Source organism: Hydrogenophaga sp. FW305-3-2-15-A-LB1 (assembly GCF_058787875.1).
This window is the reverse complement of record NZ_JBYTAE010000020.1, coordinates 20,525-43,365: the sequence shown is the minus strand read 5'-3', so window position 1 is coordinate 43,365 and position 22,841 is coordinate 20,525. Positions and strand designations below refer to the sequence as shown.

Sequence of the window (22,841 nt, the reverse complement as noted above, 5' to 3'; positions counted from 1 at the left end):
TCCCGGCCATGTCTGGCGTGAACAAAAACATCGTGATTCTCATCTCCGGCAGCGGCTCCAACATGGCCGCCATCGTGGAGACCGCCCGGACGCAACGCTGGCAGGCCCGGTTCGGCGCGCGCGTGGCGGCCGTGGTGAGCAACAAGGCCGCCGCCCAGGGCCTGGCCTGGGCGAAGGAACAGGGCATCGCCACCGCCGCGCTGGACCACACCGCCTACGCCAGCCGCGAGGCCTTCGACGCCGCGCTGATGGCCGAGATCGACCGCCACGGCCCCGCGCTGGTGGTGCTGGCGGGCTTCATGCGCATTCTCACCCCGGGCTTCGTGCAGCACTACGAAGGTCGGCTGGTCAACATCCACCCCAGCCTGTTGCCCGCCTTTCCGGGGCTCAAGACGCACCAGCGCGCGATCGAGATGGGTTGCCGCTTCGCGGGTGCCACGGTGCACCGCGTGACCAGCGAGCTCGACCACGGCGAGATCCTGGCGCAGGCGGTGGTGCCGGTGCTGCCGGGCGACACGCCCGAGGCGCTGGCGGCGCGGGTGCTCACGCAGGAGCATGTGATCTACCCCCGCGCGGTGGAGCGGCTGCTGGCCGCCGCCTGATCAGACGCCCTTGGCGAACACCAGCCCCGCGTGCTCGCGCATGGCGTGGAACTTGATCTTCGGCCAGTTGGCCTCCACGGCGCGCAGGGTGGCCGAGTGGTCCACCAGCAGCGTGGGCGCGTCCACCGCGTCCAGCGCCACGCGGTGGCTGTTGGCGTCGATGAAGCGCTTGAGTTCGACCTCGCCACCGTCCTCGGGTGCGCAGGTCACCCAGCGCGCCACCTGGTAGGGGCTGTTCATGATGCGGGCTTTCACGCCGTACTCGTGCTCCAGGCGGTGCGCGACCACCTCGAACTGCAGCTGACCCACCGCACCCAGCAGCAGCACCGAACCCGCCACGGGGCGGAACACCTGGATGGCACCCTCTTCGCCGAGCTGGGTCAGGCCGGCGCGCAGCTGCTTGCTGCGCAACGGATCGGCCACTTCCACGCTGCGGATGATTTCCGGCGCGAAGAAGGGCAGGCCGGTGAACTGCAGGCTTTCGCCCTCGGTGAGGGTGTCGCCCAGTTGCAGCACGCCGTGGTTGGGGATGCCGATGATGTCGCCGGCAAAGGCTTCGTCGAGCAGTTCGCGGCGCTGTGAAAGGAAGCTCACCACGGTGTTGGGCCGCAGGTCCTTGCCCGAGCGCACCACCTTGAGTTTCATGCCGCGCTCGAAATGGCCGCTGGCCACGCGCACGAAAGCGATGCGGTCGCGGTGCGCCGGGTCCATGTTGGCCTGGATCTTGAAGACCACGCCGCTGAACTTGGTCTCCTCGGGTTTCACCACGCGCTGGATCGCGGGCCGTTCGCCCGGGGGCGGCGCCAGATCGACCAGGGCGTCGAGCACCTCGCGCACGCCGAAGTTGTTCACCGCCGAGCCGAACAGCATGGGCGTCTGCTGGCCGGCGAGGAACTTGGCCTCCTCGAACGCGGGCGAGGCGCCGGCCACCAGCTCCAGCTCGTCGCGCGCCTGCGCGAACTCGGCGCCGAAGCGCTGCAGGCTCTCGGGGTTGTCCAGGCCGGCCAGCACGTCCTCGTCGCCACCGCGGCGATCTTCACCGGCGGCGAACACACGCATCTGGTCGGTGCGGCGGTCGAACACGCCCCGGAAGGTCTTGCCCATGCCCACCGGCCAGGTGAAGGGCACGACCGTCATGCCCAGCTCGCGCTCGATCTCGTCCATCAGGTCCAGCGGGGCCTGCACCTCGCGGTCCATCTTGTTGACGAAGGTCAGGATGGGCGTGTTGCGCGCGCGGCAGACCTGCAGCAGGCGGCGGGTCTGGGGCTCCACGCCGTTGCCGGCGTCGATCACCATCAGCGCCGCGTCCACGGCCGTGAGCACGCGGTAGGTGTCTTCCGAGAAGTCTTGGTGCCCGGGGGTGTCCAGCAGGTTGATCACGCAGTCGCGGTACTCCATCTGCATCACCGACGAAGCGACCGAGATGCCCCGCTGCTTTTCGATTTCCATCCAGTCGCTGGTGGCGTGGCGCGCGGCCTTGCGCGCCTTCACGCTGCCCGCGATGTTGATCGCGCCCGAGAACAGCAGCAGCTTCTCGGTGAGGGTGGTCTTGCCCGCGTCGGGGTGGGAGATGATGGCGAAAGTGCGCCGGCGGCGCACTTGGTTCGGGATGTCGGACATAGCCTCTGATTATCCCCGGTGGACAATACGGCTTATGCACCCCAAAGCCCTTCTGGACGAAAGCGCCAGCCTGATCGAGCAGGTCTTCAAGTTCGAGCACCCCGCCGACGCGGTCGTCGCGCGCCATTTCCGTGAAAACCGTTCCCTGGGCCCACGCGAGCGGGCCACGCTGTCCGACACCGTCTACACCATCCTGCGCGAACGCCTCAAGCTGGAGTGGCTGGCCCGCTCCGGCAGCGGCTCCAAATGGCGCCGGCTGGCGATCCTGGCCTTTCCGGGCGACCGCGACTTCGTCAAGAGCGCCCTGACGGACGCCGAAAAAAGCTGGCTCGACCATTGCGACGCCGTCACCGACGCCGACCTGATGGCGCCGCACCGCCACAACCTGCCCGAGTGGCTGGCCACCGCCCTGCGCGAGCAGGTGGGCGACGAATTCGACGCGCTGGTCGCCAGCCTGAACCAGCCCGCGCCCCTGGACCTGCGGGTGAACGTACTCAAGGCCAAGCGCGACGCCGCCCTGGCCGGCCTGCAGAAGGCCGGGCTCACGGGGGCGGCCACGCCGTATTCGCCCCTGGGCATCCGCCTGCAGGGCAAGCCCTCGCTGGCCAAACTGCCGGCCTTCGTGCAGGGCGAGGTGGAGGTGCAGGACGAAGGCTCTCAGCTGCTGGCCTTGCTGCTGGACGCCAAGCGCGGCGAGATGGTGGTCGATTTCTGCGCCGGTGCCGGGGGCAAGACCCTGGCCATCGGCGCCGCCATGCGCAACAGCGGCCGGCTCTACGCCTTCGACACCTCCGGCCACCGGCTCGACGCGCTCAAGCCCCGGCTGGCGCGCAGTGGCCTGTCCAACGTGCACCCAGTGGCGATCGCCCACGAGCGGGACGACCGCATCAAACGCCTGGCCGGCAAGATCGACCGCGTGCTCGTCGACGCGCCCTGCTCAGGCCTGGGCACCCTGCGGCGCAGCCCGGACCTGAAATGGCGCCAGACGCCGCAGACCGTGGCCGCCCAGGCCGATCTGCAGCAGGCCATCCTGCACAGCGCCGCCCGCCTGCTCAAGCCCGGCGGCCGGCTGGTGTACGCGACCTGCAGCCTGCTCCAGGCCGAAAACGAGGCCGTGTGCGCGGCATTCGAACCGGCCCACCCGGACTTCGAACCGGTGCCGGTGGTCAGCCTGCTGGAGGGGGTGCACGTTTCCGGGGCATCCACCCTGTGCGCGGGCGAAAATGGAAAATGGCTGCGTTTATGGCCGCATCGGCACGCAACAGACGGCTTTTTCGCTGCCGTTTGGCGGAAAAAGGTTTGAATTGTGTTCAAGTCGCCTGAAATAAAGGCTTAAGTTTTCATCCCTGGCCGTCCATGGGTTGGTGATTTGCACCCCCGGCCTTAAAATCCAAGCTTCGCTGGCCCACACCGCCCATGGGCTTGGCGCCCCTCCATGTCCGTGACCCAGGGCGGTCTTTTAGGAACTCCATGTTTTCTTCCGATTCCGGAATCTTCTCTGCTGTCTGGGATGGCCTGATCCAGTTTCTGGCCAGCGGCCTGACGGGCGCCGCCTGGTGGCAGGTGCTTATCGTGGCCCTGGTGTTCACGCACATCACGATCGCCAGCGTCACCATCTACCTGCACCGCCATTCCGCACACCGGTCGCTGGATCTGCACCCGATCGCGTCGCACTTCTTCCGCTTCTGGCTCTGGATGACCACCGGCATGGTCACCAAGGAGTGGACGGCCATCCACCGCAAGCACCACGCCAAATGCGAACACGAAGGTGATCCGCACAGCCCGCACATCTTCGGCATCAAGAAGGTCTTCTACGAGGGCGCCGAACTCTACCGGGCCGAGGCCAAGAACGCCGAGACCATGGAGCGCTACGGCCACAACACGCCGAACGACTGGATTGAAAAGAACCTCTACACCGGCCGCTCGCGCCTGGGCGTGAGCCTGATGCTGATCATCAACGTGGCGCTGTTCGGGGTCCTGGGTCTGTCGGTCTGGGCGCTGCAGATGGCCTGGATTCCCATCACCGCCGCCGGCATCATCAACGGCATCGGCCACTGGTGGGGCTACCGCAACTTCGAAGCCGCCGACGGCAGCACCAACGTGTCGCCCTGGGGCATCCTCATTGGCGGCGAAGAGCTGCACAACAACCACCACACCTACCCGACCTCGGCCAAGCTGTCGGTCAAGCCCTACGAATTCGACATCGGCTGGATGTACATCACCATGCTGAAGTCCGTGGGCCTGGCCTCGGTGAAGAAGGTGCCGCCGAAGATGGCCTATGGCGCCGTGCGCCCGGTGGCCGACGAGAAGACGCTGGAGGCGATCATCGCCAACCGCTACGAAGTGATGGCCGGTTATGCGCGCGAAATGCGCGCCGCCTGCAAGCACGAACTCGAGGCCCTGAAGCAGCGCCGCGGCGACGCCACCGTGCTGCAGGCCGCGCGCCGCTGGTTGCACCGCGACGACGACAAGGTGCCCGCCAACGTCAAGCCGCAGTTGGCCCAGGTGCGCGCCGAGCACCCGGTGCTCGACAAGATGGTGACCATGCGCGAAGAACTGCGTGCCCTGTGGTCGAGCACGAACTCCACGCGCGAACAGCTCGCCGTGGACCTGCAGGCCTGGTGCCGCCGCGCCGAGGAAAGTGGCATCGCCGCACTGCGCGACTTCTCGATCCGCCTGCGTTCCGCCCACGCCTGATTGGCCCACCCCTGCGCCGCGCCTGCGGCGCGTCACCCCCTCAAGGGGGCGGCGCTGACGGACCGGCAAAGCCGGATCCGTGGCGCCCTGGAAGGAATAAAAAAACCCGCTGTTTTCGCAGCGGGTTTTTTGTTGGGAATCGGCTCGATTACTTGAGCTTGATTTCCTTGTAGTCCACGTGCTTGCGAGCCTTGGGATCAAATTTCTTGATCAGCATCTTCTCGGGCGTGGTCTTCTTGTTCTTGGTGGTGGTGTAGAAGTGGCCGGTTCCAGCGGTGGATTCCAGCTTGATCTTCTCGCGTGCGCCTTTGGTTGCCATGTTCGGTTCTCCTTAAGCTTGACCGCGTGCGCGCAGGTCGGCGAGCACGGCGTCAATGCCGTTTTTGTCGATCAGGCGCAGGGCGGCACCGGAGACGCGCAGACGCACCCAGCGGTTTTCGCTCTCGACCCAGAAACGGCGGTATTGCAGGTTCGGCAGGAACCGGCGCTTGGTTTTGTTGTTGGCGTGGGAAACGTTGTTCCCGACCATGGGCTTCTTGCCCGTGACGTCGCAGACGCGTGCCATGAGGACACTCCGATCATTTCAAACAGCTGTGGACCGCGAACCGGAGGTGTCTCCGTGTCGGCCCATCAGCCTCACCTCGCCAGGAAAGGGTGGCGGTAACCCGAATCTGCTTCGTGCCCGGGCAAGCCGGTAAATCTCAGCAAAGCCCGCAATTATAGCCAACTGGCGGCCAAGCCGCCAGGGCCGGCCGTCAGCCCCGCGCTCAGGCGGCGTTCTGCTCCAGGAAACGCTGGGCGTCGAGGGCGGCCATGCAGCCGGTGCCGGCGCTGGTGATGGCCTGGCGGTACACGTGGTCCTGCACGTCGCCGGCGGCGAACACGCCGGGCACGCTGGTCATGGTGGCCATGCCCTGCAGGCCCGAACGGGTGGTGATGTAGCCGTCCTTCATGTCCAGCTGGCCCTTGAAGATGTCGGTGTTGGGCTGGTGGCCGATGGCGATGAAGCAGCCTTTGACATCCAGGTCTTCGGTCGCACCGGTCTTCACGCTTTTCAGGCGAACGCCGGTCACGCCGGTCGGGTCGCCCAGCACCTCGTCCAGCGTGCTGTGCAGTTTGAGCTCGATCTTGCCGGCGGCAACCTTCTCCATCAGCTTGTCGATCAGGATGGCTTCGGCCTTGAAGGTGTCGCGGCGGTGGACCAGCGTGACCTTGCTGGCGATGTTGGACAGGTACAGCGCCTCTTCCACGGCCGTGTTGCCGCCGCCGACCACGCTGACTTCCTGGCCACGGTAGAAGAAGCCGTCGCAGGTGGCGCAACCCGACACGCCCTTGCCCATGAAGGCTTCCTCGGAGGGCAGGCCGAGGTACTTGGCCGACGCGCCGGTGGCGATGATGAGTGCATCGCAGCTGTATTCACCGCTGTCGCCCTTGAGCACGAAGGGGCGCTTGGAGAAGTCGACCGCGTTGATGTGGTCGAAGATGATCTCGGTCTTGAAGCGCTCGGCGTGCGCCAGGAAACGCTGCATCAGGTCGGGGCCCTGCACGCCTTCGGCATCGGCGGGCCAGTTGTCCACATCGGTCGTGGTCATGAGCTGGCCGCCCTGGGCGATGCCGGTGATGAGCACGGGGTTGAGGTTGGCGCGCGCGGCGTAGACGGCCGCGGTGTAGCCGGCAGGGCCTGAACCCAGGATGAGGACTTTCGCGTGTTTCATGTTGAGCGCCCCATCGAATTTGGGGCCAAGTGGTTTAGAGTCGGTGGTTATATGGGCGCGTTCGGGGGCAAATCCAGTGCCGCGTGGCGCCCAATGTGTGCGAATCATTGTATGAAAGAGCGCCGCGCGCGCCGTCCCAACCAAGGAATACACGCATGTCTCTCCTGTCCAATCTCGACCTGATCCGCCGGGTTCCCTTGTTTTCCACCTTGACCCAGGCCCAGGCCGAATCGGTGGCCGATTCGGTGGTCAAGCGGCGCTTCAAGCGGGGGGAGTGCATCGTCGAGCAGGGCAAGAAGTCCAACTGCCTGGCCATCGTGCTGACCGGGCGGGCGCGGGTGGTCACCACCGACACCCGGGGGCGTGAGGTGATCCTGGCCACCATGAATCCGGGCGACTACGTGGGCGAGATGAGCCTGATCGACAACCAGCCGCATTCGGCCACCGTGCGCGCCGAGGTGCAGACCGACGTGCTGATCCTGGGGCGCACCGAATTCGCGCGCTGCCTGCCGGAAAACACCTCCATGGCCTACGCGGTCATGCGCGGCCTGGTGCAGCGCCTGCGCCACGCGGACCGCAAGATCGAGTCACTCGCGCTGATGGACGTGTACGGCCGCGTTGCCCGAGCCCTGCTGGAGTTCGCCCAGCCCGACAAGGACGGCATCCTGACCATCAAGGACCGGGTCTCGCGCCAGGACGTGGCCAAGATGATCGGGGCTTCCCGCGAGATGGTCAGCCGCGTCATGAAGGACCTGGAAGACCGGGGTTTCATCGAGGTGACCGAAGAGGGCAGCACCGTCATCAAGGAGCGCCTCAACTCGCTCGGTTGAGGGCTCTTTCGCACCCGGCCGGCATTGCCCGGTCGGTGGCAGTCATGGGGTAAGCTTGTCGCTGGATTTCAGCGAGGCCTATGACTTATTCACTCAACACCCTCAACGCCGACCGCGGTTCCGCGGCGCCGGCGGGTGTGTCCCGGTTTGCCCAGGAAATCGGCCTGGTGCTGGGCGCTGCGGCGCTCGCGTTCTGGCTGCTGGCACTGCTCAGCCACTCCCTGGCCGATCCCGCGTGGAGCACCACGGGCACCTCCACCGAGGTGAGCAACTGGGGTGGCCGCCTGGGCGCCATGCTGTCGGACTGGAGCTATTACCTGCTCGGCTTTTCGGTCTGGTGGCTGTTTCTCGCCGGGGTGCGGGCCTGGTTGTCCACCCTGGCGCGCTGGATCCGCGGCGCCCAAGGCACGGGCGATGAAGCCGTGGCCGGCGATCGCCTCTGGCACCGCCCCTGGGCGCGCCGCGCGCTGTTCTGGCTGGCCTTGGTCGTCCTGATGGCGGCCAGCACGGTGCTGGAATGGAGTCGCCTCTATCGGTTGGAGGCCTTGTTGCCCGACCACGCCGGCGGCGTGCTGGGCCATGCGCTGGGGCCTGTGGCGATGCGCTGGCTGGGGTTTACCGGTTCGGCGCTGGCCATGCTGGCGGTGCTGCTGGTGTGTCTGCCCACCGTCTTCCGCTTCTCCTGGGGCCACTGGGCCGAGGAAGTCGGGCACACGCTGGATGGCTGGTTCGAGGCCCGGCGCGAGAAGCGCGAGGCGGTGGAAGACCAGCGCATCGGCGAGAAGGCCGCGCGCGAGCGCGAAGAGGTGGTGAAGGTCGAGCGCGTCGAGATCGAGGAACACCACCCGGTGCCCGTGGTGATCGAACCCACGCTGGTCGATGTGCCCAAGAGCGAGCGCGTGGCCAAGGAGCGCCAGAAGCCGTTGTTCACCGAGCTGCCCGACAGCAAGCTGCCGCAGGTGGACCTGCTCGACAGCGCCCCCTTGCACCAGGCCGGGGTGGACAGCCAGACGCTGGAGATGACCAGCCGGCTGATCGAGAAGAAGCTCAAGGACTTCGGCGTGGAGGTGCGTGTGGTGGCGGCCGCCCCGGGCCCGGTGATCACGCGCTACGAGATCGAGCCCGCCACCGGCGTGAAGGGCTCACAGATCGTCAACCTGGGCCGTGACCTGGCCCGTTCGCTGTCGCTGGTGTCGATCCGCGTGATCGAGACCATCCCCGGCAAGAACCTGATGGCGCTGGAACTGCCCAACGCCAAGCGCCAGACCATCAAGCTCAGCGAAATCCTGGGTTCACAGGTGTACAACGATGCCAAGTCCATGTTGACCATGGGCCTGGGCAAGGACATCGGGGGGCAGCCTGTGGTGGCCGACCTCGCCAAGATGCCGCACTGCCTGGTGGCCGGTACCACCGGTTCGGGCAAGTCGGTGGGCATCAACGCGATGATCCTGTCGCTGCTCTACAAGGCCGACGCGCGTGACGTGCGCCTGCTGTTGATCGATCCCAAGATGCTGGAGATGAGCGTCTACGAGGGCATTCCGCACCTGCTCGCGCCGGTCGTGACGGACATGAAGCACGCGGCCAACGGCCTGAACTGGTGCGTGGCCGAGATGGAGAAGCGCTACAAGCTCATGAGCAAGATGGGCGTGCGCAACCTCGCGGGCTTCAACACCAAGATCGACGAGGCCACGGCGCGCGGCGAGATCATCGGCAACCCGTTCAGCCTCACGCCGGAGCAGCCTGAGCCGCTCGAGCGCCTGCCCTACATCGTGGTCGTGATCGACGAACTCGCCGACCTGATGATGGTGGTGGGCAAGAAGATCGAGGAGCTGATCGCCCGCCTGGCCCAGAAGGCGCGCGCGGCCGGCATCCACCTGATTCTGGCGACCCAGCGCCCGAGCGTGGACGTGATCACCGGCCTGATCAAGGCCAACATCCCCACGCGCCTGTCGTTCCAGGTCAGCAGCAAGATCGACAGCCGCACCATCCTCGACCAGATGGGCGCCGAAAGCCTGCTGGGCATGGGCGACATGCTGTACATGCCTTCCGGCACGGGTTTCCCGATCCGCGTGCACGGCGCCTTCGTCAGCGACGACGAGGTGCACCGCGTGGTGGCCTACCTGAAAGAGCAGGGCGGTGAACCCAACTACATCGACGGCGTGCTCGAAGGCAGCATGGGCGACGGCGAAGGGGGCGACCTGTTCGGCGAAGGCGGTGGCGAGGGTGGCAGTGGCGAGAAGGATGCGCTGTACGACCAGGCCGTCGAGATCGTGCTCAAGGACCGCAAGGCCAGCATCTCCTATGTGCAGCGCAAGCTGAAGATTGGTTACAACCGCGCGGCGCGTCTGCTGGAGGACATGGAGAACGCGGGGCTGGTCAGCGCGCTCACCTCCAGCGGGCAGCGCGACATCCTGGTGCCCTCGCGCGGCGGGGAATGAAGCCCGCCGGCATGCAACCAAGTCGGCGCAACCGGGTCCTACCGTCCATGATCAAGCAACTCCTCACTTCCTGCGCGCTGTCGCTGGCCGCGCTCGCCGCCCAGGCCGATGGCCTGCAAGACCTCGAAAGATTCCTGCGTGAAGTGGACAGCGGCAAGGCCGGCTTCACCCAGGTCGTGACCTCGCCCAAGCGCGCCAACGAAACTGTGGCGCGCAGCAAGACCTCCAGCGGCACGTTCGAATTCCTGCGGCCCAACCGCTTCCGCTTCGTGTACGCCAAGCCGTTCGAGCAGACCATCGTGGCCGACGGCCAGACCCTGTGGCTCTACGACGTGGACCTGAACCAGGTGACATCGCGTTCGCAGAAGGAAGCCTTGGGCAGCACGCCTGCCGCGCTGATCGCGGCCGGGACCGATCTCAAAGGGCTCTCGGACGCGTTCGAACTCAAGCCGGCCGCCGCCCGCGATGGCCTGGAGTGGCTGGAGGCCCGCCCGAAGGACCGCAACGGCCAGCTGCAGGTGGTGCGCGTGGGTTTTCGCCAGGGGCAGCTGGCGGTGCTGGACATCGAGGACAGCCTGGGCCAGCGCTCGGTGCTCACGTTCAACAGCTGGCAGGCCAATGCGCCGCTGAAGGCGGGGGACTTCAAGTTCCAGCCGCCACCGGGTGCCGCTGTCGTCAAACCCTGATCGTTCCGCCGTGTCGACCGCCAGTAACCACGTGCCCCTGGCCGAGCGCCTGCGCCCGCGCACGCTGGCCGAGGTGATCGGCCAGCAGCACATGCTGGGCGAGGGCATGGCCTTGCGCCTGGCCTTCGAATCGGGCCAGCCGCACAGCTGCATCCTCTGGGGCCCACCGGGCGTGGGCAAGACCACCATCGCCCGCCTGATGGCCGACGCGTTCGACGCGCAGTTCCTCACCATCAGCGCGGTGCTGGGCGGCGTCAAGGACATCCGCGAGGCTGTGGAGCGGGCCGAGGTGGCGCGCAGCGGCCTCTCGCCCCAGCGCACCATCCTGTTCGTGGACGAGGTGCACCGCTTCAACAAGAGCCAGCAGGACGCCTTCCTGCCGCACGTGGAAAGTGGCCTGTTCACCTTCATTGGTGCCACCACCGAAAACCCCTCGTTCGAGGTCAATTCGGCGTTGCTCTCGCGGGCGGCCGTCTACGTGCTGCGGCCTTTGTCGGAAGACGATCTGCGTCAGATCGTGGTCAAGGCCCAGGCGATCGACGCGGTGCCGGCCATCGAATCGACCGCCGTGGACCGACTCATCGCCTACGCCGATGGGGATGCGCGCCGCCTGCTCAACACGCTGGAGACCCTGGCGGTGGCGGCCGGGCGGGAAAAACTCGCCGAGGTGAGCGATGCCTGGCTGCTCAAGGTGCTGGGCGAGCGCATGCGCCGCTACGACAAGGGCGGCGAACAGTTCTACGACACCATCAGCGCCCTGCACAAAAGCGTGCGCGGTTCCGACCCCGATGCCGCCCTGTACTGGTTCGTGCGCATGCTCGACGGGGGCGCCGAACCCCGGTACATGGCCCGCCGCTTCATCCGCATGGCCAGCGAGGACATCGGCCTGGCCGATCCCCGCGCCTTGCGCCTGGCCCTGGACGCCGCCGAGGTGTACGAACGCCTGGGCAGTCCCGAGGGCGAGCTGGCCCTGGCCGAGTGCGTGGTGTACCTGGCGGTGGCGCCCAAGTCCAACGCGGTCTACAAAGCCTTCAACGAAGCCAAGGCCTTTGTGAAGAAGGACGGCACCCGCCCCGTGCCCATGCACCTGCGCAACGCGCCGACCAAGCTCATGAAGTCGCTGGACTACGGCAAGGGCTACCGCTACGCGCACGACGAAGAGGGCGGTTTTGCGGCCGGTGAACGCTATCTGCCCGATGGCATGGCCGACCCGGGCTTCTACCGCCCGGTCGAGCGTGGGCTGGAGTTGCGCATCGCCGATAAGCTGCGCGAGCTCAAGAAACTCAACAATCAAAAAGACTAATGCACTGCCAATCGCGCTGATGCGGTCTGGGGAGTTGCACCTAAAACCAGGGTAAACCCGCGTCCGCTAAGGGCTTACACGCATGTGGGCCCCAAAAGCCCCTCATTACAATCCGTCCACCAACCCGCAGTCGGTCCTGTTTCAAGGTCATGTCTGGCGGGTTTTTTGCTAGGTTGAAACGGGCCGGCGCCACAAGCGCTTCCCGGCCTGTCACAAAACACGGAGAAACATTCATGGAAGTTTTGCTGCAGCAGATCATCAACGGTCTGGTGTTGGGCAGTATGTATGCGCTGGTGGCACTGGGGTACACCATGGTGTACGGCATCATCGGACTGATCAACTTTGCGCACGGCGACGTGCTGATGGTGGGGGCCCTCACCAGCTGGACGGTCATCGGCTGGATGACCAGTGCGTCAACCGGACTGCCGACCTGGGTGGTCCTCCTGCTGGCCACCATCATCGCGATGGTGGTCTGCGCCACGCTCAACTTCACCATCGAGAAACTGGCCTACCGGCCGCTGCGCAATTCCAACCGACTCGCGCCCCTGATCACCGCCATCGGCATGTCGCTGCTCTTGCAGACCTTCGCCATGATCATCTGGGCGCCGAACCCGAAGTCCTATCCCTCCATGCTGTCGCGCGAACCGATCGCGTTCGGTGGCGCGGTGATTTCGGTGACGCAGGTCGTCATCCTGGCCACCACGGCGGTCACGCTGGCCTTCCTGATGTGGCTGGTCAACCGCACCAATCTGGGCCGAGCCATGCGGGCCACGGCCGAGAACCCGCGTGTGGCCGCGCTCATGGGCATCAAGCCCGACGTGGTCATCTCCGCCACCTTCATCATCGGCGCCATGCTCGCGGCCATTGCCGGTGTGATGTGGGCCTCCAACTACGGCACCGTGCAGCACGCCATGGGCTTCATGCCCGGCCTCAAGGCCTTCGTGGCCGCGGTGATGGGCGGCATCGGCAACCTCGCCGGTGCGGTGGTCGGGGGCATTGCGCTCGGCCTGATCGAATCCCTGGGCGCCGGCTACCTCGGCAAGCTCACCGGTGGGGTGCTGGGCAGCCAGTACACCGACATCTTCGCCTTCATCGTGCTGGCCATCGTGCTCACGCTGCGTCCCTCGGGGCTGCTGGGTGAACGTGTGGCGGACCGTGCCTGACCGTCCGGGAGAAACACCATGATGAACACCAAAACCGGCAAGCTGATCGTCTTCCTGATCGCGGCGGTGGCTTTGCTGCTGCTGCCCATCATCCTGCAGTCCACCGGCAGCAACTCCTGGGTGCGCATTGTCGATATCGCGCTCATGTACGTGCTGCTGGCCCTCGGCCTGAACATCGTGGTCGGCTACGCCGGCCTGCTGGACCTGGGCTACATCGCGTTCTTCGCGGTGGGGGCCTATGTGTTTGCCTTGCTGGGCTCGCCCCACCTCGCCGACACCTTCCCGGCCATCAAGGCCATGTTCCCCAACGGCCTGCACTACAACATCTGGCTGGTGATGATCCTGGCGGCGGCGATTGCGGGGGTGGTTGGCATGATCCTGGGGGCACCCACGCTCAAGCTGCGTGGCGACTACCTCGCCATCATCACCCTGGGCTTCGGCGAGATCATCCGCATCTTCCTGCTGAACATGGACCGCCCGTTGAACATCACCAACGGTCCCAAGGGCATCAGCCAGATCGACACCATCTCGGTGTTCGGCCTCGACCTCGGCAAGCGCCTGACCATCGGTGACTACACCTTCCAGCCGGTCACGCTGTACTACTACCTGTTCCTGTTCTTCGTGGTGCTGGCCATCGTCATCTCCTACCGCTTGCAGGATTCGCGCATCGGCCGCGCCTGGATGGCCATTCGTGAAGACGAGATCGCCGCCAAGGCCATGGGCCTGAACACCCGCAACCTCAAGCTGCTGGCCTTCGGCATGGGCGCGTCCTTCGGTGGCGTGTCCGGCGTGTTGTTCGCCTCGTTCCAGCGCTTCGTTTCGCCCGAGTCCTTCTCGCTGATGGAATCGGTGATGGTGGTGGCCATGGTGGTGTTGGGCGGCATCGGGCACATCCCGGGCGTGGTGCTGGGTGCCCTGTTGCTGGCGGGCCTGCCTGAGGTGTTGCGCCATGTGGCACATCCGCTGACCGAACTGACGGGGGGTCGCCTTGGCCCCGAGATCCTGCGCCAACTGCTCATCGCGCTGGCCATGGTGGTCGTGATGCTGCTGCGCCCCAGAGGCTTGTGGCCCTCGCCCGAGCACGGCAAGTCCCTGACCAAGTAAGCGGAGCATTCACATGAGCGACACCATTCTCAAAGTGGCGAATGTTTCCAAGCGCTTCGGGGGCCTGCAGGCCCTGAGCGATGTGGGCATCGAAATCAAGCGCGGTCAGGTCTATGGCCTGATCGGTCCCAACGGCGCCGGCAAGACGACCTTCTTCAACGTGCTGACCGGGCTGTACACACCCGACAGCGGTTCCTTCGAACTCGCGGGCAAGCCCTACACGCCCAGCGCGGTGCACGAGGTGGCCAAGGCCGGCATCGCCCGCACCTTCCAGAACATCCGACTGTTCGCCGAGATGACGGCGCTGGAAAACGTCATGGTCGGGCGCCACGTGCGCACCCATTCGGGCCTGATCGGCGCCGTGCTGCGCACGCCCGGTTTCAAGCGCGAAGAGGCCGCGATCACGGCGCGCGCGCGCGAGCTGCTGGCCTATGTGGGCATCGAGAAGTTCGCCGACTACAAGTCGCGCACGCTGAGCTACGGCGACCAGCGCCGCCTGGAAATCGCGCGCGCCCTGGCGACCGACCCGCAGCTGATCGCGCTGGACGAACCGGCCGCCGGCATGAACGCCACCGAAAAGGTGCAGCTGCGCGAGCTGATCGACCGCATCCGCAAGGACAACCGAACCATCCTGCTGATCGAACACGACGTGAAACTGGTGATGGGCCTGTGCGACCGCGTGACCGTGCTCGACTACGGCAAGCAGCTCGCCTCCGGCTCACCGGCCGACGTGCAGAAGGACCCCAAGGTGATCGAGGCCTACCTCGGCACCGGCGGCCACTGATCAAGGATTGACGCAAATGGCAAACACACTCCTCAAAGTCAGCGGTCTGAAGGTCGCGTACGGCGGCATCAAGGCCGTCAAGGGCATCGATCTCGAGGTGCGCGAGGGCGAGCTGATCTCGCTCATCGGCTCCAACGGCGCCGGCAAGACCACCACCATGAAAGCCGTCACCGGTTCGCTCGCCTACGAGGCCGGCGACATCGAGTACCTGGGCCAGAGCATCAAGGGCAAGGGCGCCTGGGATCTCGTGAAGCAGGGCCTGGCCATGGTGCCGGAAGGCCGTGGCGTGTTCACCCGCATGACCATCACCGAGAACCTGCAGATGGGTGCCTACATCCGCAAGGACAAGGCCGGCATCGCGCAGGACATCGAGAAGATGTTCGGCATCTTCCCGCGCCTGCGCGAACGCAAGGACCAGCTGGCCGGCACCATGAGCGGTGGCGAGCAGCAGATGCTGGCCATGGCGCGCGCGCTCATGAGTCAGCCCAAGGTGCTGCTGCTCGACGAGCCGTCCATGGGCCTGTCGCCCATCATGGTGGACAAGATCTTCGAGGTCGTGCGCGACGTCTCCGCCCAAGGCGTGACCATCCTGCTGGTGGAGCAGAACGCCCGCCGCGCGCTGCAGATCGCCGACCGCGGCTACGTGATGGATTCGGGCGAAATCATCATGACCGGCGTGGGCCGCGACATGCTCGACGACCCCAAGGTGCGCGCCGCCTACCTCGGCGAATAACGCGAATTCGGCCCCGATCGGGCCGAAAACTACAATCATGGGTTGCGCACCTCGGTGCCCAACCCATTTTTCATTCATGACCCAAGCCCAAACCCCCCCCACCGCCGAGACCAGTGCGCCTGCGGCGCACGACGACAACCAGCTCATCGCCGAACGCCGCGAGAAGCTCAAGGCGCTGCGCGAGGCGCAGAAACAGGGCCAGGGGGTGGCGTTTCCCAACGACTTCAAACCCGCCGACAAGGCTGCCGACCTGTTCGCCCGCTATGGCGAGACCACCAAGGAAGCGCTGGAAGCCGAGCCGGTGCGCGCCAGCGTGGCCGGGCGCATGATGCTCAAGCGCGTGATGGGCAAGGCCAGCTTCGCCACGCTGCAGGACGCGTCCTTCGGCCCCTCGGGTGGCCGCATCCAGATCTACCTGAACAACGACGGCGTGGGCGAGGCGCAGCACAGCGCCTTCAAGCACTGGGACCTGGGCGACATCATCGCGGTCGAGGGCGTGCTCATGCGCACGCGCACCGGCGAACTCACCATCCAGGCCGACCGCATCCGCCTGATCACCAAGAGCCTGCGCCCGCTGCCCGACAAGTTCCACGGCATCGCCGACCAGGAAATCAAGTACCGCCAGCGCTACGTGGACCTGATGACCGACGAAACCGCCCGCAAGCGTTTCGTCGCGCGCAGCCAGGCCCTGGCCAGCATCCGCGACTTCATGGTGAGCCACGGCTTCCTCGAGGTGGAAACGCCCATGCTGCACCCGATCCCGGGCGGTGCCAACGCCAAGCCGTTCAAGACCCACCACAACGCGCTGGACCAGGAGATGTTCCTGCGCATCGCGCCCGAGCTCTACCTCAAGCGCCTGCTGGTGGGCGGTTTCGACCGTGTGTTCGAGATCAACCGCAACTTCCGCAACGAAGGCATCAGCGTCCGCCACAACCCCGAGTTCACCATGATGGAGTTCTACGCGGCGTACTGGAACTACCAGGACCTGATGGACTTCAACGAGGAACTCATTCGCCACGTGGTGCGCCGGGTGCGCGGTGACGAGCCGCTGACCTACCAGGGCCAGCCGGTGGACATCCTGTCGCCCTTCGAACGCCTGACGATCCGCGAAGCCATCGTCAAGTACACCGAGGCGGGCGACAGCGTGGACGATGCGGCCTGGCTGCTCGCGCAGCTCAAGAAGCTCGGCCTGAGCGAGGAGAAGCACCAGCTCTCCAGTCGCAGCCTGCCGAGCCTGCAGGTGCTGTACTTCGAAGAGAAGGTCGAAGACAAGCTCTGGAACCCGACCTTCATCATGGACCACCCGACCGAGATCTCGCCGCTGGCCCGCGCCAACGACGCGAACCCCGCGGTCACCGAGCGCTTCGAGCTCTACATCACCGGGCGCGAATTCGGCAACGCCTTCTCCGAGCTCAACGATGCGGAGGACCAGGCCGCGCGCTTCCAGGCGCAGGCCTCGGCCAAGGACGGGGGTGACGAGGAGGCCATGTTCTACGACGCGGACTACATCCGCGCGCTGGAGTACGGCATGCCGCCCGCCGGTGGGTGCGGCATCGGCATCGACCGCCTGATGATGCTGCTGACCGACAGCCCCAGCATCCGCGACGTGATCCTCTTCCCCGCGCTGCGCCGCGAAGGCTGATCAGAAGTTCAGTTTCAGGATCGCCTTGCGCGGGTCCTTGCGCAGGGCGTCCAGCGCCTGGCGCAGCCAGTCCAGGTGTGCCTGGGCGTCCTGCTGAAGTTCGGGCGTGGGATCGGGCAGCAGCGCCACGACGATCTTGAACTTCAGCGTGGTGCCCACGGGCAGTTGCACCGAAGGGCGCAGGCCGCCCGCGACGATGCTGGTGGCCGCGGCCAGGGCCTGCGCCTCGCGCACCGGCCCTTCCATCAACAGCGCCAGGGTGCTGTCGTCGACCCGGCTTGCCGTGTCCACGTCGCGCGCCACCGAGCGCAGCAGCGAGCCGGTGATCACCAGCGCGCGGTCGGCCACCTCGCGGCCGTGCTGCTCGGCAAACCAGCCGTGGTTGTCCAGGCCGATCAGCAGCAGCGCGCTCTGGTGCCCGTAGCGCTGGGCCCGCACCACGCTGTCGTGCAGCCGCAGCATGAAGTTGTGCCGGTTCGTGAGGCCGGTGAGCGGTTCGGTCAGGGCCAGTGCGCGGGCGCGGGCCTGGGCCTCGTGCTGCAGGGACGAGCGTTGCAGCAGGCCGTAGATCAGCAAGGGCGCCTCGAGGGCGGCGGCGATCACCATGCCGTACTGCGACAGGAAACCCGATGAGATCAGGCCGAAGTTGCGCATCACCGGCAGCGCCCCGGCCAGCAGCACCGGCAGCATGCCCAGCGCGATCCAGCGCACCCAGCGGTCCCCCGTGCGCCAGGCCGCCCAGAGCATGGCGTAGACCAACGCGAGCGTGGCCGCGGACGCGGCCGTCACGGCCTGCAGGCTGCCATGGGTGGGGTACAGCGTGTCCCACAGAATCAGGCCCGCCAGAACCGCAGGCAGCGCCAGGGCGGAACGGTCCAGCCAGCGACCGATGCGCCTGGGTTGAACCACCTGCCGCACAAACAGCAGACCGAACACCGCCGCCATCGGCATCAGCACGAATTCGGCCAATCCGTTCCACTGCGCCGAGTTCGGCCAGAGGAACTGGCCGGCCACACCCAGCGACGCGGCCATGGCCAGCCCGAGGACTGTGATGTAGATGGCATAGGCGGCAAAGCTGGTGTCCCGGAACACCAGCGCATTGGCCACCGCGGTCGCGGTGAGCAGCAACGCCATGCCGAAGTAGGCGCCCAGCAGAAACTGCTGGTGGATGCGCAGCTCGCGCAAGGTGTGGTGGTCGTGAATCTGCAGCGTGCCGGAGAACGGCACGCGAGCGTGTTCGATGCGCACCCAGTAGGTCACTACAGCGTCGGTGCGGGGGTCGAGCGAGAACACCGGGTAGCGGTCGGGAAAGGCCCAGTGGCTCACCGCGAGGCGGTCGCCAGCGTGTTGCGCTTTCCATTCGCCATTGGACAGCCGGTGGTAGAGGCTGATGCGGTCGGTGCCCGAGCGCGCCAGTTCCAGCTCCCAGCGCGAATGGTCGTCGCGGGCCTGGGCATCGAAGCGAATCCACAGCGCGCCGCCGTCCGGAAGGAGGAGGCGGTGTTCGGCGCTGCGCACCGCAAACGGCAGTTGGTCCTGTTGGGCTTCCACCTCCTGCACCGTCAGCTGGCCGCCGGTATCCACCCAGTACAGGCTGCGCTGGGCCAGGGGCACGCTGGGTTGTGTGCCGTCGAGCACCACAGGCGGCAGCTCGGCGGCCACTCCGCGCAGGACAGGAAAAAGGGAGAAGAAGGCCAGCGCCAGCCAGGCGGCCAGCCTGCGAGCGCGACGGATCCCGGGCGTCGCGCCCTTCCACAAAACGTCAGACATCCCCCGATTGTGTCGCCTGTGACATTGGCCGGGCGTGACGCAGGTCCGGCGACGGGCACCGTTCGTAAAAAAGAAGCCCCGGGGTCGCGAAACCGCCGGGGCCGTGGTGGCAATGGGGGTCGTGGATCAGGCGTAAGCGGCCAGCGCCTTGCGCATCTTCTTCATGGCCGCCACCTCGATCTGGCGCACGCGTTCGGCGCTCACGCCGTACTCGGCCGCCAGTTCGTGCAGCGTCATGCCGCCCGAACCGTCGTCGTTCACCTTGAGCCAGCGCTCGCTCACGATGCGGCGCGAGCGTTCGTCGAGTTCGCTCATGGCGCGCGCCACGCCTTCGGTGGCCAGCGCATCGCGCTGGGCCGATTCGAGCACCGCGGTGGGTTCGTGGGTGGCGTCCGCCAGGTAGGCGATGGGGCCGAAGCTGTCTTCGCCGTCGTCGCCCGGGGCCGGGTCCAGCACCACGTCGCCGCCGGAGAGGCGCGTTTCCATTTCGCGCACTTCTTCGGGTTTCACGTTGAGTTCGCGGGCCATCACGCCCACTTCGCTGTCGGACAGCACCTCGCGGTGGGTGTCGCCATCGACCGCATCGGCGCGGAAGCCCTGCTTGCGCGAGCGCAGGTTGAAGAACAGCTTGCGCTGGGCCTTGGTGGTGGCCAGCTTGACCATGCGCCAGTTCTTCAGGATGTATTCGTGGATCTCGGCCTTGATCCAGTGCATGGCGTAGCTCACCAGGCGCACGCCCTGGTCGGGGTCGAAGCGCTTGACGGCCTTCATCAGGCCGACATTGCCTTCCTGGATCAGGTCGCCATGGGGCAGGCCGTAGCCCAGGTACTGGCGCGAGATCGACACCACCAGGCGCAGGTGGGACATCACCAGCTGGCCGGCGGCGTCCAGGTCGTTGTCGTCGCGCAGGCGGCGGGCGGCCTGTTGCTCCTGCTCCAACGTGAGCAACGGCAGGCGGTTGACCGCGGAAATGTAGGCGTCCAGGTTGCCCAGGGGCGGCACGAGCGCCCACGGATTCGCCACGGCGATCGAGCCGGTGGTGGCGGTGGCAACAGGAGCAAGCGTGTGGGACATGTGAACCCTCCTCAGGTGTCTGCGAAGAATATTAGCACTCTCTAGGAGCGAGTGCTAAAGCAGAAGTTCCTTGCCCTTGGCCTGGTGCGGTTTTGCATTCACTGCCATTAAATTGGTAAAAAGGTATTCATTTTTGGAGGTTGCGCCACGGTGACTGCAGGCCTTGGCCCGTGCACCGACAATCGGTCCATGCCCATTGCCATCAATTCCGACGAAGTGCTCACCCCGCCCGTGGCCGCTGCCACCGTGATGGTGGTGCGCGACGGGCCTGCTGGCCTGGAGGTGCTGCTTGTGCGCCGGCACGGCAATTCGGGCGTGCTCGGTGGCGTGCATGTCTTCCCGGGTGGCAAGCTGGATGCGGCCGACCGGCAGACCGACCCAGCGGCGCTCGACCGCCCTGCCACCGCCTGCCTCGCTGGGCTGGGCGAACCCGGCCTGGATGTGGACACGGCCCTGGGCCTGCACGTGGCCGCGTTGCGCGAGACCTTCGAGGAATGCGGCCTGCTGCTGGGCCAGGCGAACGGCGCCAGGCACGTGCAGCCCGTGCGCGAGCAGACGGCCACCGGCACGGCGTTCGCCGCCGCCCTGCAGGCCCAGGGCCTGCCCATTCCCACCGCCTGTGTGCTGCCCTGGTCGCGCTGGGTCACGCCGCGCGTGCCTTCGGTGACCAACAAGCGCTTCGACACGCGCTTCTTCGTGGCCGTGGCACCCGATGACCAGACGGTGGAGCACTGCGCCCACGAAGCGACGGAAGCCGTGTGGCTCTCGCCGCGCACTGGCCTGGAGCGCTACTGGGCCGGCGAGATCGACCTGGCGCCGCCGCAGATCATGAGCCTGAGCGAGCTCAGCCGCCTGGCCGATGTGGCGCAGGTGCTGGCCACGGCGCGCAGCCGCCCGCCCTCGCTGATCGAGCCCGAGCCGTTCGACGAGGACGGCCGGCGCGTGATCTGCTATCCCGGCGACCCGAGGCACAGCATCGCCACCCGGGTCTGGCCCGGCCCGACGCGCCTGCTGCACCGCAACCACCGCTTCGAGCCCGAGAACGGCCTGGCCGCGCTGCTGGGCTGAACGGCAGGAACTCGCCTCCCTGAAAACCATCGAAATGGCTTGAGCCACCGAACAGGAGCTGTCCATGCGTTTGCGCTTGTGGTGTTTGATCGGTGCGGCCTTCCTGAGCGCGTGCGCCGGCTACGGACCGACGGCCGACATGGCCGGCCAGAGCCGCGAGCAGGTCGTGGCGCGGATGGGTCCGCCGGAAACCACGCGCCAGATCGACGGGGGCACCCGGCTGGAATATCCCCGGGGCCCTTATGGCCTGCACACCTGGTTCGTGGACCTCGATGCCTCGGGCCGCGTGGTCCGCTCGGAGCAGGTGCTGACCGAGGCGCGCTTCACCCAGATCAACCCCGGCATGAGCGCCGACGAGGTTCGCGCCAGGCTGGGGCGCCCGGGCGAGGTGCAAGGGCTGGGGCGGGAGCGCGGCATGGTCTGGAGCTACCGCTTCGTGAACCCGTTCTGCCGCTGGTTCCAGGTCGAGATCTCCCTGGAGAACGTGGTGCGCTCAGCGGGTTATGGCGAGCCGCCGGAGTGCGTCCGACGGGAGCCGGTGTTCAATCGTTGACCGTGCCGAAACGATAGACCGTGGTGGCGCGGTAAGGCCGGCCGGGCGCCACGGTGTTCTGCGGCAGCGCCGGGCAGTTGGGGGCGTTGGGAAAATGCTGGGGCTCCAGGCAGACGGCCGAGCGGGGTCGGTGCCGCACGCCCCATTTACCGAGGTCGGGGCGCTCCGCCACCCCGAGCTGGCCGGCGGTGTACACCTGCAGCAGCGGTTCGGTGGTCCACACGGCCAGGGTGCGGCCGCTGATGTCGCTGCGCAGTTGCGCGCACGGGCGTGCGGCGGATGTGGGCAGGGGTTCCAGCACGTAGCTCAGGTCGATGTCGGGCAAATCACCCAGCACCTGGGCCGTGCGCAGGTCCTGCGGGTGGCCGTCGAGCGAGACCAGGGCCCCCGTGGCGATGCCGTCGGCCCCCGTCGCCAGCACCTCGCGCGAGCCGGGCACCTGCAGCACGTGGCCATCGATGCGCTGGCCCTGGCCCACACCGTCGAGGTTGAAGTAGATGTGGCTGGTGAAGCTCGCGGGGCCGGGTGCGTCGAGCGCGGTGGCCGTGTGTTCGAGCACCAGGGCGTTGTCGTCGTCGAGCCGGTACGTGAGCTGCAGGTCCAGCGTGCCGGGGAAGCCGTCTTCGGCGGTGAGGAAGCGGTGGTGCAGCCGCAGGGTCTGGGCGTCGGTCTGCGTGGCGTCGAACACGCGGTGGCGCGAGCCGCGCGGCCCGCCGTGGATGCAGTGCGCGCCCGCGTTGGGCGTGAGGTGGTGCTCGTGCCCGTCGAGCGTGAAGCTCGCGCCGCCGATGCGCCCGGCGTAGCGGCCCACGAAAGCGCCCATGGAGGGTGAGCCGGTGATCACGTCGGCCAGCTGGTCGTAGCCCAGCGCCACGTCGTCCAGCGCGCCCGAGCGGTCGGGCACGACGATCTGCAGCACCTTGGCCCCGAGGTTGGTGATGGCCACCACCATGCCGCGCGCGTTGCGCAGGAAGAAGAGGGCGGTGGGCTGGCCGTCCACTTCGCCTTGGAAGCGCGCCGGGTCGAGCAGATGAGGGAATGCGGCTGGGTTCATCGGCC

General features: G+C 66.8%; 21 protein-coding genes. 14 read left to right on the top strand and 7 right to left on the bottom strand.

Going from position 1 to position 22,841, the window contains the following annotated elements; translation table 11 throughout:
* Nucleotides 1-8 precede the first annotated feature (8 nt).
* Nucleotides 9-602, top strand: a complete 594-nt coding sequence (purN, locus tag AC3WPZ_RS08370) for a phosphoribosylglycinamide formyltransferase (protein ID WP_382321456.1) — start codon at nt 9-11, stop codon at nt 600-602.
* Here the strand turns inward: purN and AC3WPZ_RS08365 are convergent, their stop codons facing one another.
* Nucleotides 603-2,222 carry a peptide chain release factor 3 gene (locus AC3WPZ_RS08365; RefSeq protein ID WP_382155176.1) on the bottom strand — a complete coding sequence of 540 codons (1,620 nt, stop codon included), beginning with the start codon at nt 2,220-2,222 and terminating at the stop codon, nt 603-605.
* A 34-nt stretch (nt 2,223-2,256) separates the two neighbouring features.
* Between AC3WPZ_RS08365 and AC3WPZ_RS08360 the strand changes: the two genes are divergently transcribed.
* Both AC3WPZ_RS08360 and AC3WPZ_RS08355 read left to right on the top strand, forming a co-directional pair.
* The gene (locus AC3WPZ_RS08360; RefSeq protein WP_492439128.1) at nt 2,257-3,525 is read left to right on the top strand and encodes an RsmB/NOP family class I SAM-dependent RNA methyltransferase; all 1,269 of its coding nucleotides are present in this window, start codon (nt 2,257-2,259) and stop codon (nt 3,523-3,525) included.
* Nucleotides 3,526-3,692: 167 nt separating this feature from the next.
* Nucleotides 3,693-4,919, top strand: a complete 1,227-nt coding sequence (locus tag AC3WPZ_RS08355) for a DesA family fatty acid desaturase (RefSeq protein ID WP_382321454.1) — start codon at nt 3,693-3,695, stop codon at nt 4,917-4,919.
* A gap of 148 nt (nt 4,920-5,067) precedes the next feature.
* Here AC3WPZ_RS08355 and rpmG read toward each other — a convergent pair whose 3' ends face one another.
* The 3 genes from rpmG to trxB form a co-directional block, all read right to left on the bottom strand.
* Nucleotides 5,068-5,238: a 50S ribosomal protein L33 gene (rpmG, locus tag AC3WPZ_RS08350; protein WP_056269543.1), complete on the bottom strand. Its 171-nt coding sequence runs from the start codon at nt 5,236-5,238 to the stop codon at nt 5,068-5,070.
* A 12-nt stretch (nt 5,239-5,250) separates the two neighbouring features.
* Entirely contained in the window at nt 5,251-5,484 is a 234-nt protein-coding gene (gene rpmB, locus AC3WPZ_RS08345) for a 50S ribosomal protein L28 (protein ID WP_056269541.1), read from the bottom strand.
* Between the two features lie 202 nt (nt 5,485-5,686).
* The gene (trxB, locus tag AC3WPZ_RS08340) at nt 5,687-6,634 is read right to left on the bottom strand and encodes a thioredoxin-disulfide reductase (protein WP_382155186.1); all 948 of its coding nucleotides are present in this window, start codon (nt 6,632-6,634) and stop codon (nt 5,687-5,689) included.
* A 155-nt stretch (nt 6,635-6,789) separates the two neighbouring features.
* Between trxB and AC3WPZ_RS08335 the strand changes: the two genes are divergently transcribed.
* The 9 genes from AC3WPZ_RS08335 (at nt 6,790) to lysS (ending at nt 17,317) form a co-directional block, all read left to right on the top strand.
* Nucleotides 6,790-7,464 (top strand): Crp/Fnr family transcriptional regulator, encoded by a 675-nt coding sequence (locus AC3WPZ_RS08335; RefSeq protein WP_382321449.1) that lies wholly within the window; start codon nt 6,790-6,792, stop codon nt 7,462-7,464.
* An 80-nt stretch (nt 7,465-7,544) separates the two neighbouring features.
* Nucleotides 7,545-9,902, top strand: coding sequence for a DNA translocase FtsK (locus AC3WPZ_RS08330; protein ID WP_444687236.1), 2,358 nt, complete (start codon nt 7,545-7,547; stop codon nt 9,900-9,902).
* Between the two features lie 50 nt (nt 9,903-9,952).
* Nucleotides 9,953-10,588, top strand: a complete 636-nt coding sequence (lolA, locus tag AC3WPZ_RS08325; protein WP_492439146.1) for an outer membrane lipoprotein periplasmic chaperone LolA — start codon at nt 9,953-9,955, stop codon at nt 10,586-10,588.
* Nucleotides 10,589-10,598: 10 nt separating this feature from the next.
* Entirely contained in the window at nt 10,599-11,891 is a 1,293-nt protein-coding gene (locus AC3WPZ_RS08320; RefSeq protein ID WP_492439126.1) for a replication-associated recombination protein A, read from the top strand.
* A 233-nt stretch (nt 11,892-12,124) separates the two neighbouring features.
* A complete protein-coding gene (locus tag AC3WPZ_RS08315) occupies nt 12,125-13,054 on the top strand; it encodes a branched-chain amino acid ABC transporter permease (RefSeq protein WP_382155195.1) in 930 nt (309 codons plus the stop codon).
* Nucleotides 13,055-13,072: 18 nt separating this feature from the next.
* Nucleotides 13,073-14,158 (top strand): branched-chain amino acid ABC transporter permease, encoded by a 1,086-nt coding sequence (locus tag AC3WPZ_RS08310; protein WP_291121141.1) that lies wholly within the window; start codon nt 13,073-13,075, stop codon nt 14,156-14,158.
* A 13-nt stretch (nt 14,159-14,171) separates the two neighbouring features.
* Nucleotides 14,172-14,942 (top strand): ABC transporter ATP-binding protein, encoded by a 771-nt coding sequence (locus AC3WPZ_RS08305; protein ID WP_291121139.1) that lies wholly within the window; start codon nt 14,172-14,174, stop codon nt 14,940-14,942.
* Nucleotides 14,943-14,958: 16 nt separating this feature from the next.
* The gene (locus tag AC3WPZ_RS08300) at nt 14,959-15,675 is read left to right on the top strand and encodes an ABC transporter ATP-binding protein (protein WP_382155199.1); all 717 of its coding nucleotides are present in this window, start codon (nt 14,959-14,961) and stop codon (nt 15,673-15,675) included.
* A gap of 76 nt (nt 15,676-15,751) precedes the next feature.
* Nucleotides 15,752-17,317: a lysine--tRNA ligase gene (gene lysS, locus AC3WPZ_RS08295; RefSeq protein WP_492439124.1), complete on the top strand. Its 1,566-nt coding sequence runs from the start codon at nt 15,752-15,754 to the stop codon at nt 17,315-17,317.
* On the opposite strand, the gene AC3WPZ_RS08290 is transcribed toward lysS, so the two are convergent.
* Both AC3WPZ_RS08290 and rpoH read right to left on the bottom strand, forming a co-directional pair.
* Nucleotides 17,318-19,087, bottom strand: coding sequence for a 7TM diverse intracellular signaling domain-containing protein (locus tag AC3WPZ_RS08290; protein WP_444687235.1), 1,770 nt, complete (start codon nt 19,085-19,087; stop codon nt 17,318-17,320). It lies immediately after the preceding gene.
* Nucleotides 19,088-19,213: 126 nt separating this feature from the next.
* Nucleotides 19,214-20,161: an RNA polymerase sigma factor RpoH gene (rpoH, locus tag AC3WPZ_RS08285; protein ID WP_382155205.1), complete on the bottom strand. Its 948-nt coding sequence runs from the start codon at nt 20,159-20,161 to the stop codon at nt 19,214-19,216.
* A gap of 189 nt (nt 20,162-20,350) precedes the next feature.
* Between rpoH and AC3WPZ_RS08280 the strand changes: the two genes are divergently transcribed.
* Both AC3WPZ_RS08280 and AC3WPZ_RS08275 read left to right on the top strand, forming a co-directional pair.
* Nucleotides 20,351-21,229, top strand: coding sequence for an NUDIX hydrolase (locus AC3WPZ_RS08280; RefSeq protein WP_492439122.1), 879 nt, complete (start codon nt 20,351-20,353; stop codon nt 21,227-21,229).
* Between the two features lie 64 nt (nt 21,230-21,293).
* Nucleotides 21,294-21,782: a hypothetical protein gene (locus AC3WPZ_RS08275; RefSeq protein WP_492439120.1), complete on the top strand. Its 489-nt coding sequence runs from the start codon at nt 21,294-21,296 to the stop codon at nt 21,780-21,782.
* Here AC3WPZ_RS08275 and AC3WPZ_RS08270 read toward each other — a convergent pair.
* On the bottom strand, nt 21,772-22,836 hold the full coding sequence (locus AC3WPZ_RS08270; protein WP_492439118.1) for an aldose epimerase family protein: 1,065 nt from the start codon (nt 22,834-22,836) through the stop codon (nt 21,772-21,774). The genes AC3WPZ_RS08275 and AC3WPZ_RS08270 overlap by 11 nt on opposite strands.
* Nucleotides 22,837-22,841 lie beyond the last annotated feature (5 nt).

Excerpts from the sequence above, each read along its gene's own strand:
- purN (WP_382321456.1), top strand. The coding sequence starts at position 9 with ATGTCTGGCGTGAACAAAAACATCGTGATTCTCATCTCCGGCAGCGGC.
- AC3WPZ_RS08365 (WP_382155176.1), bottom strand. The coding sequence starts at position 2,222 with ATGTCCGACATCCCGAACCAAGTGCGCCGCCGGCGCACTTTCGCCATC.
- AC3WPZ_RS08360 (WP_492439128.1), top strand. The coding sequence starts at position 2,257 with ATGCACCCCAAAGCCCTTCTGGACGAAAGCGCCAGCCTGATCGAGCAG.
- AC3WPZ_RS08355 (WP_382321454.1), top strand. The coding sequence starts at position 3,693 with ATGTTTTCTTCCGATTCCGGAATCTTCTCTGCTGTCTGGGATGGCCTG.
- rpmG (WP_056269543.1), bottom strand. The coding sequence starts at position 5,238 with ATGGCAACCAAAGGCGCACGCGAGAAGATCAAGCTGGAATCCACCGCT.
- rpmB (WP_056269541.1), bottom strand. The coding sequence starts at position 5,484 with ATGGCACGCGTCTGCGACGTCACGGGCAAGAAGCCCATGGTCGGGAAC.
- trxB (WP_382155186.1), bottom strand. The coding sequence starts at position 6,634 with ATGAAACACGCGAAAGTCCTCATCCTGGGTTCAGGCCCTGCCGGCTAC.
- AC3WPZ_RS08335 (WP_382321449.1), top strand. The coding sequence starts at position 6,790 with ATGTCTCTCCTGTCCAATCTCGACCTGATCCGCCGGGTTCCCTTGTTT.
- AC3WPZ_RS08330 (WP_444687236.1), top strand. The coding sequence starts at position 7,545 with ATGACTTATTCACTCAACACCCTCAACGCCGACCGCGGTTCCGCGGCG.
- AC3WPZ_RS08315 (WP_382155195.1), top strand. The coding sequence starts at position 12,125 with ATGGAAGTTTTGCTGCAGCAGATCATCAACGGTCTGGTGTTGGGCAGT.
- AC3WPZ_RS08310 (WP_291121141.1), top strand. The coding sequence starts at position 13,073 with ATGATGAACACCAAAACCGGCAAGCTGATCGTCTTCCTGATCGCGGCG.
- AC3WPZ_RS08305 (WP_291121139.1), top strand. The coding sequence starts at position 14,172 with ATGAGCGACACCATTCTCAAAGTGGCGAATGTTTCCAAGCGCTTCGGG.
- AC3WPZ_RS08300 (WP_382155199.1), top strand. The coding sequence starts at position 14,959 with ATGGCAAACACACTCCTCAAAGTCAGCGGTCTGAAGGTCGCGTACGGC.
- lysS (WP_492439124.1), top strand. The coding sequence starts at position 15,752 with ATGACCCAAGCCCAAACCCCCCCCACCGCCGAGACCAGTGCGCCTGCG.
- AC3WPZ_RS08290 (WP_444687235.1), bottom strand. The coding sequence starts at position 19,087 with ATGTCTGACGTTTTGTGGAAGGGCGCGACGCCCGGGATCCGTCGCGCT.
- rpoH (WP_382155205.1), bottom strand. The coding sequence starts at position 20,161 with ATGTCCCACACGCTTGCTCCTGTTGCCACCGCCACCACCGGCTCGATC.
- AC3WPZ_RS08280 (WP_492439122.1), top strand. The coding sequence starts at position 20,351 with ATGCCCATTGCCATCAATTCCGACGAAGTGCTCACCCCGCCCGTGGCC.
- AC3WPZ_RS08275 (WP_492439120.1), top strand. The coding sequence starts at position 21,294 with ATGCGTTTGCGCTTGTGGTGTTTGATCGGTGCGGCCTTCCTGAGCGCG.
- AC3WPZ_RS08270 (WP_492439118.1), bottom strand. The coding sequence starts at position 22,836 with ATGAACCCAGCCGCATTCCCTCATCTGCTCGACCCGGCGCGCTTCCAA.